Origin of the sequence: Zooshikella ganghwensis DSM 15267 (assembly GCF_000428585.1) — a bacterium.
In the GTDB taxonomy this organism is placed as follows: Bacteria; Pseudomonadota; Gammaproteobacteria; order Pseudomonadales; family Zooshikellaceae; genus Zooshikella; species Zooshikella ganghwensis.
Genome location: NZ_AUAF01000010.1, coordinates 73,668 through 84,884 on the forward strand (window position 1 = coordinate 73,668; position 11,217 = coordinate 84,884).

Here is an 11,217-nt window from a genome sequence, read left to right on the forward strand (position 1 = left end):
GCAGGAAGAAGTTATGAGCCAGACGCTTTATTTACCCTATCGAGGTGCTATTCGTGCTCTGTTAGGTCATGATAATCAGTTGTATTGGGTGACAGAGCATAGTGAAGGGCAACCAACAGGGCTATATTACTACAACGTAAAAACTAAGCAGTTTAAAAGAGATGTTTTAGCGACCGGTGCTAAGCATATAGCAATTGATGAAGGTATTTTATGGTTGATGGATAGCCAACATCAGCTGTGGAAAAAATCACTTGCTGACGATGTACTGACACCAGTGCCATTTTCTCCGGCTGAATCAATAGAGATTGATACGATTGTTATCGCCGACAAGCAATTAGCTGTTTTACAGCAGCAGTATATTTGGTTGCTTGGCACAAAAAATGGTGAGTTACAGCAACAGCTGACGCTTATGGAACCAGGTGTAAAACTGGCTGTTGATAAAACAGGAAAATATATTGCTGTGGGTAGCATACAAGGTTTACTCACTATTTATGCTTTTACCGAAGAAAAAGGGTGGCAGCTATATCTCCAACAGGAAGTTCATAAACAGGCTTTTACTGCGTTAGCTTTTAGTGAGACGGATGGGCGTTTATACAGTTGTGGCCAAGATAAAACATTTTATTGCATTGATATTCATACTGGGCATGATGACATTGCGTTGCTGGATCGAGGACAAAGCGCAATGCATAAGCAAGCGATTAAAGAATTATTCATTACTGAAAATCGCCTGTTTACAGCAGCCAGTGATAAAACACTAAAAAGCTGGCCAATGACGAAAGGACAATCAGTGACTTATACAGGTAAGATTCCAGTGCCTGTAGGTTTGGCTTATGTGCAAGATTCAGAACAAGGTTGGTTAGCTGTTGCGGGTGAAGACCATACCATTCAATTAATAGCCCTTACAGCTGAACACCGTTTTGGTCAGTCGCAAAAAGTCATTAAAGACGCTATAGCTGAAGCAAAGTTTAATCTTTCTGCAAGTGATATAAAGCATCGACAGCAAGGTATTGAGCAGCTGGCCCAACACTTTGATCAACAATCACTTCGTTTATTGGCAGACGTTGTTGAGCGTGAGCGGGACGTTGAGCTTAGGCGGTTAGCAGCAAAATACCTTACTGAAGCACGTCACCCTAGTTGTTTGAACTTATGGTTAAAACAGCTTAAGCATAGTGATGATGACGTTAGGCTCAATGCATTTACGGCACTACAGTCTATTACGCAACGTGGTGATATTCGTTTAGCGCAAAAGGCATTACAAACAGAGTATGAAAATATTGGTTTTGCCGCATTAGCACTATTGACTGAGTGGGTGAATGCTAATGAAGAAGGACAGTCACAAAGTGTTTTAATGGAAGCATTAAATCACAATAATAATCGAATACGACATTATGCTCTGCACTGTCTTGAACAAGCAACAAGTGAAACAATTGAAATTTATTTACATGCATTAAATACAAAGTTTTCTGATATTCGAAGGGCAGCGCTTATTCGTTGCTATCAACAGCAGCAATTAATGAACTCTGCTGTAAATATTGCTGTAAGGCAGCGTTTAAGTGATCAGGACAATGATGTTCGAAATACGGCTTTTTGGGTTATGGTTCTCAGTCGTAAAGCGCTTGCTGCTTTTTTATATCAAGCAGATGAATATATTGCACGGCAATTAACCGATATAAATGATTTTTCTCTGAATGGTCAAAATAATCATAAGTCGCTTGAAAAACAGTTTGCGAATGTACCTTTACTTACACAGCATGATATAGATATTTTGCTGCCTGCCTCGGTTTCTCATTATACCGATATTGTTTTATTAGCAGCTCGCTGTTTAGCGCATCAGCAGCATCCCTGTGCACTTCCTGTATTGTTGCAATTGGTTAATCATCAGGCGCAGTCTACACGTCTAGATGTATGTTATGCCCTGTCATTACTTAAAGATCAGCATGCACTCTCACATCTCCAATGGTTGCTGAATGATAAAGATGGTGGTGTACGTATGGCTGCGTTCAGTGCCATTGAACAGCTCTTAATGGATGAGCCTTATCAAGTGATTGCATTGGCATGGCAATCAACTGCAGAAGATGTGCATCTACAAGGATTACAGCGCTTGTTGGCTATGCTTGAGGATGTAGAGCCGTCTTATCGTAAGTATTGGTTATTGCAAGGTATCAGCAGCCCTCATCAGCGAGTAAGACAAGAGGCCGCTAAGGCATGTTTGAATACAGCCTGGTCAGAAGGTAAAGCTGAAGGTGTAGCTTTATTATTGGATAGTCACTTTGAAGACTGCCATCTTATTGCCTTACATGAATTGTTAGCACATAAAAGGAGTGCTTGGCAGCCAGATCTGTTGATCCAGTTGTTTAATGATGGGTTTTATGAGGTTCGTTCACAGGCATTTGCTGCAGCTCAAAAGCAATTTGAAGATCAGCCAATAAAACCCTTACAGCATGCGGCAGAATCATTGCATAGGGATTTGCGTCAGCAGGCATTAAAGCAGCTAATTGATTTAAACTCTGATGCGGCACAATTACTGCTGGTGTCGTTTATTGCAGATGAAGATCCCGAGCTACGTCATCAGGCAATTGACTCTCTCATTATTGCTCAAGCTTGGGATGAAGTTGCGGTTGCATTAAGCTCAACCCATAAAGACTGTGTTATAGCTGCAGCAAAAGCCTTGACGATGGTTGGTGATGAGCGCGCACAACAGGCTTTATGTCAGTTACTGGCTGAAAAAGCACCTGAAAGTAAAGAGCACAAAATAATATGGCAGAACCGTCAAATAGAAGTGCTTGAGGCACTTGCTGAACTTGGTTCTGCAGACGCCATACCTTATATTCAACCTTATTTACAAGATAAGCATCAGCCACTAGCCACCACAGCAACCTATGCATTAAGTTGGTGTGCTACGCCGGCTGAGCAAGGTTTGTTACAACGCTTATTGCAAGTCGATAATACTTTGCAGCAAGCCTATGCGGCTTTGGGTTTGGTGTTGTTGGGTCAGCATGAGGCTGCTGGTATTCTTGAACAGAAAAACTCAGCCTTGACTTCGTGGCAGCAATTGGCGGTTTTTCTGTGTCTAAATAAAACAGTTGCAGGACATAGTGAGCCATTAACAGTCCGAAATACATTACCTGATGTCATTCAGAACCAGCCGCTACTTGGTTTTTTATTGGGGGTTTTACCCCATACCTGTCCACAAGCCTTAGACCCGACTCCATTATTAGACTTATTAAATCAGCGTGATTTACAGCTACACCTTTATGTTGCTCAAGCATTAGCTGTATTTAATGATAAGCCTGCACTACAGAAAACCATTGAGCAAAGTGTTGTATGTTGGCTACAGCAAGAGAGTAGTGAACTGTCTGGGTCTTCTACTAAAAAAATGGGTGATGATCAGGCTACTTTGTCAACAGATGTAACAACTGAAACACTGCTAACGCTGGATGATTTTAACATCATGGCAGCTATTCTTTTGGCTGATAATCTGCCATTGAAAGCACGCTTTGCTTACCAGTTATTTTCATGGGTGTCAGAAGAACCAAAACGTGCACGATTAATTTGGTTGCGATTCAAACAGCGTTATCAAGAAGATATTCAGCAATTGTTGCTTAATGCTGATACACAGTCTCAACAAAATATACCTCCAACGAGTGAACAATGCCTACAACAGTGGGCACTTGGTATTTTGTATGGCTTATTGAGTCATCAACAATTGCTGTCATCACAAGGAGTTGCTTTACGGCTAACTACTTTGCAAACCATCATCAAATTAACAGATCAATTTGGCGTATGGTGGCAACAAGCTGAACCCATATTAATTCAGTGTTTACATGATAAATATGCAGATATTCGCCAGCGTGCTTGGGCATTACTGTCTTCTCGTACTCAGCAAAAGCCATTGCTGATAGGGGAAGCCCTACAGAGCCAGTACTTAGATATTGCTAAAGCAGGTCTTCAACTGATCGCTGCAGAAAGGGTGAGTTATGCAGAAGTTGCTGTGTTAAAACAGTGTTTACAAGAACGTACGGATGGTTTGGAGTTTGAGGCGTTTACTTTATACGCTCAGTTTAAAGGTGAAGTACAAGCTGCTGCGCTAGGTACAAAAGCCAGCTCAGCTCAGCTTCGATCAAATACTGTTCAATGGTTACTTAAAAGTTATGAAGAAGGCAAATCTGAATTAATTGCCATTTTAGTTGAGGCGATGCAGGGAGCTTGGCGGGATACAGCCTTGCAGGTGGCTATTGCACTTTATCAGCAGCAAGGATTACTGTCATCACAACAAGATGCTCATTTACAAGCGGGTAAAATGCTTGTTCCACAAGGGCAGTCGCAGGCAATGGTGGTGCTACTCAACTTATTAGCCGATAGCCAGCAGCAAAGGGAAGCCCGCATAATTGTGAATGCCTTACGGCAGGTTAATCAGCCTGAAATTGTTGGGCCAGTCATGCAAATGATTGAAAGTAATCGCTCAAAGTCACTGCCTGCTGAGGATTTACTGACCATCGTTGCTAAATATCGACAGGTAACGTTAGCACCACAACTACTTAAGCTTTTAAATAAGCACCAGCATACGCGAGCAGTAACGGATGCTTTGACCACTATCAGTGGTTATGACCAAGCCTTAAAAATTACACCTACTCAGCAACTGCAAACTACGAAATATCCATTATGTGATGAGTTACTTGTGCAGCTGGTGCAAACGCTAGTCAATTTAGGTCACTTTGAGCGTTTAGAGAAACTCTTAAAGCCTTTAAAGTTTGCTGAGTCTGCTGATATTAATTCCCTGCTCGCGAATATAATGCCGTGTTTGCCTGATGCGATGTTTTATCGCTTACTTGAACACTATACATGGCGTGTAAGATACCGTGGGGCAAGTGCCCAATTATTACAGCAATTACTTGCACACCGACAAGCACAAGTGCGCTTTATTGCTGCAGAAGGCCTGGCAATGGTGGGTGATCGGGCGGGTAAGCGTATTTTGTTAGCGGCCATTGATATGGACCCAGCGTATGAAAATCGCCAGCGTGCAGTCATTGCTTTAGGTCGTCTTGGTGATGCAGATACAGTTGATTTATTACTGGATCTTGCGACCAATGAAGAACATGCGCTACAAGATGATGCGATAGAAGCAGTAGGTTACCTCAAGCATACAGACCAAGCTGATAAAGTACTCAGCTTACTAACCAAAATAGTGAAGCAAGGCGAAAATAATTACGCATCACAAATTGATCGCGCAATTAAAGCATTAAGGTGGTTTGATTCTCCCAAGTCTTGGGCTGCTCTGGTAGCGTGTATTAAAAATAAAGCATTTTTACCTCGGTATCGTGTTGAGGCGCTAAGGCAAATGCGATTTGCTCAAGATACACAACACCTGAGAGTTTTATTTAACTTGGTTGAGCTGGACGATAATAGGCGTATTGTCAGTGTAGCAATGGAAGTGGCGGAGCATATCTGGCCTGTTACTGACAACCAGGTACGCGAAATTGATTATGTGGTGCTTAAAAATCAAGCAAACTATTGGGATGAAAAATTATTAATTCGTGTTGCTCGTTATGGGGATGGATTAAAGCGTTTACTGCTGTTAGCAGAGTGTAGCGCTAAAACCAAACAACTATTGAGTCAAGGGTTTTTAGCTAATCCCATTTATGACGAGTCCATATTATTACAGGGTATTACTCACGAGCATCCTGATGTGAATGGTATGGCTGCTAGGTTGATAGGACGTTTGAGTGACCCTTCAAGCACGGCACTGGCAGCAGTGGAAGCAATGTGTCAGCGGCAATTAACATATTTCCGGCGTTCAGTGCTACCACTCCACATTGTTGAAGCAGACCAGAAAAACTTTGATCAAAAACAACTAAAGAACTGTTTGCGGGATGGTGTCTGGTGTTTAATTAAACACCAAGCTGCGGATATTGTGCTTACTACGGTCTACCAGTTACCTGCAAAGTATTTAGCTGTTCAGTCGTTAATGGCTCGAGTAATACAGCTTCAGCTGCAACAGTCGTATACCATGAGTGAACCGTTAATTGAGTTGCTGGAGTCACTCAAAAATCATGTTCAAGGTAGTTTGCAGCAACAAGTATTTACATTATTGAGTAAGGTACATAATGAACCTATAGCTGACAGCACCACTAATGCTTTTGACGCTTTGGCAGAAAATTGGTTAGGACAGCCTTCGCTGGAGTTACTGCAAAGATTGGAAGAAGACACGCAGCAACCCTTATTAGCATTGGCGGGCAAACAACAACACTCTATTGAGTCACTGTTGGCACTTATAAACAATGAGCAGCTAATTACACAGCAGCGTGCTGATGCACTCCTGGCATTAGGTTACTTACAAGCTGAAGATGCGGAGTTTGCATTGGAAAAACTCATTAAAGCCAAGTCACTATCACCCTCTCTGCAAAAAACAGCATATCGTGCATTGCGTAGTAGCCAGCGTGCTCGCCAACGTAAGAAAATTGAGCTGAGTGTAGCGGATGTGTTAGGCGATGATGCGAGTGATAAATCACTGGAAATAGGAGATCAGTATGAGTGACAAGGCACAGCAGTCATTATCTCCACTAAATAGCCAAAATGCTGAAGTGATGGAAATAAGTACGACAGCTGTTGAGTTGACCTATAGTCAGGTCAGTAGTGTTCATACCTCGGAAAAGCTGCAACAGTTATCACTATTCAGTACTCTGACTCGACAGCCTGTTAAGCTTCATGCGCGACTGATGTGTTCGACAGTCATGAGAAGTGGTTTATCTGCTTTATATCAGGTAGTCAGTAGTGATTTACGTTACAAACCAAAAGATCGCGCTCAATATTTAGCGTTTAAAGAATTACAGCGTACTAATCAACGTCGTCATATTTTATCTGCGCAACAAGCGTATTTTGACTGGCTGGCTGAAAATGATCTGCTCGCTTATTGCGTATTAGACCCTGTGGTAAGTGTTCATCCTGATTACACGACTTTTGAAGTATTTAGTAAAGATGAGAGTTGTTATGCTCAGTTAAGTATTGCTCATAGCCAGTTGGAGTTATTGTCACCAATAAGTTGTGGTACCACCAATGTTGATTTTTCAGCACATTTTTTTCAGGGTGTTCAACAGTTACGGCAATATAAAACCACTGAAATCCATATAGGCCAGCAAGCCATTGGGCTGGAAACAGCGCAGCAAGGACAAGTATTAGCAAAGCAAACGCACTTGCCTGATAGTTGGTTACGAGGATTATTGCAGATTCAATCAGCCATGCAATTGCCAGGTGACAGCTTTAAGCTGGCCCCCATTGATCTTTATAACGTGCTGCATTTTTTACGTTTAAATCGTGATGTTAAAGGTAAAAAGCGTGGAATTAAAATTGAGCTGGTGCCAAATCAATACCCAAAACTGGTCTTAGAACCTTGGGAAAAAGTCATTGAGTCTTCTGCAGAACCCTGGACAGGCTCAGAACCTAAGGTTATTCGAATATGGGGGCGTCGTCGGTTACAGCATTTACAGTCATTTTTGTCTCATACTAAACACATCTCTGTTCATTTATTAGGTAGTGGTTTACCCAGTATTTGGCAAGCTCAAGGTGAAGGAGTTGGAATAACCTTGGTATTAAGTGGTTTTACTGCAGCAAACTGGTCTCAAGCTGCTCGCTTTGACTTATTGTTACCAAGACATCAAACCATAAACGTTGAACAATTCGATGCATTGTTATCATGTTTACAAAAGCAACCGCGTCGTTTGGATGCGTTGGCCACTGAATTAAGCCTATCTTCACCAGACATACTTGCGTTGACTCAACATGGCATTCAGCATGGTTTAATTAGTTTTAACATGCTGCAACAGTGTTTTTATTATCGGCCTTTATTGGATCAAATACCGGACAGCCACCAGCTTCGTTATCGTGATGATGTGTCTGCTGATGCTATGAATTTACTAGATACGAGTGCTGTTTCTGATGTTAAACAGCATTGGTTACCAGGTGATACTATTGAGTTAACAGCGACATTAAATGCTGACAGTAAATCACCCATCAGTACAATGATTCAGGTAACTGAGGAAGGTCATGTCAGTAAAGCAGAGTGCAGTTGTTTCACATTCGTTAAACAAGGGATGAGCCAGGGACCATGTGCACATATTGTTGCCTTGCGGATGACACACTTTCAACAACAACAGCAGCCTGAAAGTGACCCTATTTATGAGCGCCATTATTTTACCCGTCGTGTTGCGGAGAGCGAGCATGTTTACTTGGTTCAACGTCACCAGCAGCGGGTAACACTGCGTTGGGGAAAAGCAGGTACTTCATTACGAATGCAGCAGTGGGTATTTAATACTCAGCAAGCAGCGCAGTCGGCCGTTAATGAGCAAAAGCAACGTCTATTAGCTCGTGGCTTTATTGATGCAACAGCAAGGTAGTATGACCAATGACTGACTTTCAGCAACTTTGGCAGGATATACAGCACGCAGGTAGTATTGACGCGTATGTAAACAAGCAGCTGCAGAAAAAAGGTTATTTGGTTAAGCGGTTGGATGCAAAACAACTGTCGGCTAAAGAGCTTGCTCGGTATAAACAGCAGCTTAAACAAGAAGCAGAAGCAATACAAAAGCTGAACCAAGAGGCTTGGCAGGTTTATAAACAAAATAACATTGTTTATTTAGGTGATCAGGTTTATTGGCATGATAATGACGACTGGGATAAGTATGACCGAGAAAATGCAGATAAAGCATTGGTGGGTTATCAATTGCCCGTTATTCATACTCCAGCTGAGCTTGCTGAACAGTTACAACTAACGATAAAAGAACTGCGTTGGTTTACTTACCACCGTAACGCTGCTGAGTATAGTCATTATCAACAGTTTTCTATACCCAAGCGAAGTGGAGGAGAACGATCCATTTGGGCTCCTAAGCCAAAGTTAAAAGCAGCACAACGTTGGATATTATTAAACATTGTTGAGCGTATGTTGATTCATGGCGCTGCTCACGGTTTTGTGGGTGGCCGTTCTATTCTGACGAATGCACAACAGCATACACAAAGCGAACTTGTAGTTAAATTTGATCTTGCAGACTTTTTCCCTTCTATTTCTTGGCGGCGTGTTAAAGGTATATTCCGTAAAGTTGGGTATAAAGAGCAAGTAGCGACACTATTAGCATTATTATGTACAGAAGCGCCTCGTGAACGTATTGAGCATGAGCATAAAACTTATTTTATTGCTTTAGCAGATCGTTGTTTGCCGCAGGGGGCACCGACAAGTCCATCATTGACCAATATATTATGTAAAAGCATGGACCGTCGCTTAACAGCATTTGCTGAAAAAAATGGGTGGCGATATAGTCGTTATGCTGATGATTTAACATTTAGTTGGTCAGGTTCTCAGAGTGAGCCAAATATAAAACAGCTAATAGGTATTGTGCATCAGGTTGTTAAAGACGAAGGGTTGAATATTAATAGTAAAAAAACACGTATTCTACGGCCAGGAAGTTGTCAGCAAATTACAGGATTAGTGGTTAATGAGCACGCTCAGCCTCGTGTACCTAGAGCAACAAAACGAGAAGTACGTGCAATGCTACATAATCTGTCAAAAGGGAAGTCACTACATGAGGATGAAACGCTGTCCCAACTCCAAGGGAAAATTAATTTTATCCGCATGGTTGAGCCAGAATTAGGTGCAAGCTTTTTAACGCAGTTTCAGCAAATTGTTCAATCCGCGTAACTGTTCTATTGTTCGACAGAACAGTCAACCTTAGTGATTTGCTATAAACCATATAAAATTAACTTCTCTTCCCCCTATTTAGCTGAGTGGTGCGATCTCGTAGATCCAGCACCTCTATAGCTACTGCTTATTTTTTATAGTGAACGAACTGAGCTTCTAATTTCAGTCATCGCAGCAGTAATTACCTTGGGGTCATGAGAGTAACTTTTGTTGATGTGCGAAAAGCTATATGGGTTAAAAGTATATTTTGAAGAATATTTATACCATTGCGACAGCCTGCCCTGGGCTGGGAATGTGTATTGATATATTTCGGGTATTTAGTTATCATGATAACTAAATTTTATAGAGGGGCCAGTTATGTCAGATCAACTATTCATACTTGCCAGAATAACCCCGAAAGCCGAGTTTTTCGAAGATGCAAAGACTGCTATTTTGAAAATCATAACGCCTACTCTGAAAGAGAAAGGTTGTAGACAATTCATCGTTCACGAAGGTGATATTTCACTGTATCTATATGAAGAATGGGACGATCAAGCTGCATTGGATAACCACTACTCAATGCCTTATGTTGTGCCGGTATTCGAATCATACAAAGAGTGGCTGGCAAAGCCTGTAGAAATTACCAAACTATCTAAGCTGGGATAGGCAATATCATGTTTTTTCTAAAGGAATTGCCAACAAGACAAATGATTCAGGGATATGCTAAGCAGCACTCTATGGAAATCGTAGATTCTGTTGAAACTGCTCTACTGATGATGCGTCAAGCCAGTCTGTTAGTCCGTCAAATAGAAGCATATTTCTCCGACCATGATACTTCTCAGCTAAGATTTCTTATTCTAATCGTTATTGACCGCGAACCAGAAAGAGATAGTTTACTTGTAAGTGAAATTTCAGACCGTATCGATGTATCTCGCCCTGTAATGACCCGAACCTTGCAAAGTATGGTGGATGAAAAGTTAATTGTCATGAAAGCTGATCAATCAGACCGTCGAGCAAAACAAGTATCTTTAACCGAAAAGGGATGTAAGTTTTTAGAGTCAGTTCTTCCTGGTTACTTTGATGTAATCTGTAAGTTTATGATGGATTTGAAGAAATGAATAAACAACTGTTACACGTCTTTTGTATATGGGCATTTGTCTATCCAATAGTAACGACTTTTCTATTTGTCATACAGAGATTAGATTTATCTTTTTCACTTGAATTAAAGTCACTAATAATGACTGTAATCCTTGTACCCTTGATGTTTTTTTATATTGTTCCTTTAGTTAACCGATTGCTTTCTAACTATGGTGATTAACTCGTTGACAGGTAAGCCACTAGTTTGACTAGTGTGACTCTCAAGGCTTGGCCTCTAGATTCAGTTTTATGGAGAAAGAAGACATGTGTAAAGTTTCCAGTGGCTTGGCGGCCCACATAAAAGGAAACAATGCACATGTCATATCAAAGCTTAAGTCATTCTAAATGGGATTGTAAGTACCATTTGGTTTTTGTGCCAAAAGGAAGAAGAAAAATACTTTACGGTAAAATCAGAA

Annotated in this window: 5 protein-coding genes and 1 pseudogene; all 6 read left to right on the forward strand. The window is 41.3% G+C overall.

The features are described 5' to 3' along the window. Positions 1–13: 13 nt before the first annotated feature. Positions 14–6,535: a HEAT repeat domain-containing protein gene (locus F607_RS0104170; RefSeq protein ID WP_027707062.1), complete on the forward strand. Its 6,522-nt coding sequence runs from the start codon at positions 14–16 to the stop codon at positions 6,533–6,535. Next, positions 6,528–8,390 (forward strand): SWIM zinc finger family protein, encoded by a 1,863-nt coding sequence (locus F607_RS0104175; RefSeq protein ID WP_027707063.1) that lies wholly within the window; start codon positions 6,528–6,530, stop codon positions 8,388–8,390. Before F607_RS0104170 ends, F607_RS0104175 begins: the two co-directional genes overlap by 8 nt. Before the next feature lie 8 nt (positions 8,391–8,398). Beyond that, entirely contained in the window at positions 8,399–9,685 is a 1,287-nt protein-coding gene (locus tag F607_RS0104180; RefSeq protein WP_027707064.1) for a retron St85 family RNA-directed DNA polymerase, read from the forward strand. Between the two features lie 357 nt (positions 9,686–10,042). Continuing rightward, the gene (locus F607_RS0104185; RefSeq protein WP_027707065.1) at positions 10,043–10,330 is read left to right on the forward strand and encodes a putative quinol monooxygenase; all 288 of its coding nucleotides are present in this window, start codon (positions 10,043–10,045) and stop codon (positions 10,328–10,330) included. A gap of 71 nt (positions 10,331–10,401) precedes the next feature. After that, complete coding sequence (locus F607_RS0104190) at positions 10,402–10,782, forward strand: MarR family winged helix-turn-helix transcriptional regulator (RefSeq protein ID WP_211233591.1); 381 nt, start codon at positions 10,402–10,404, stop codon at positions 10,780–10,782. Between the two features lie 335 nt (positions 10,783–11,117). Further along, positions 11,118–11,217, forward strand: a pseudogene (locus F607_RS33425) (IS200/IS605 family transposase); the annotation flags it as partial.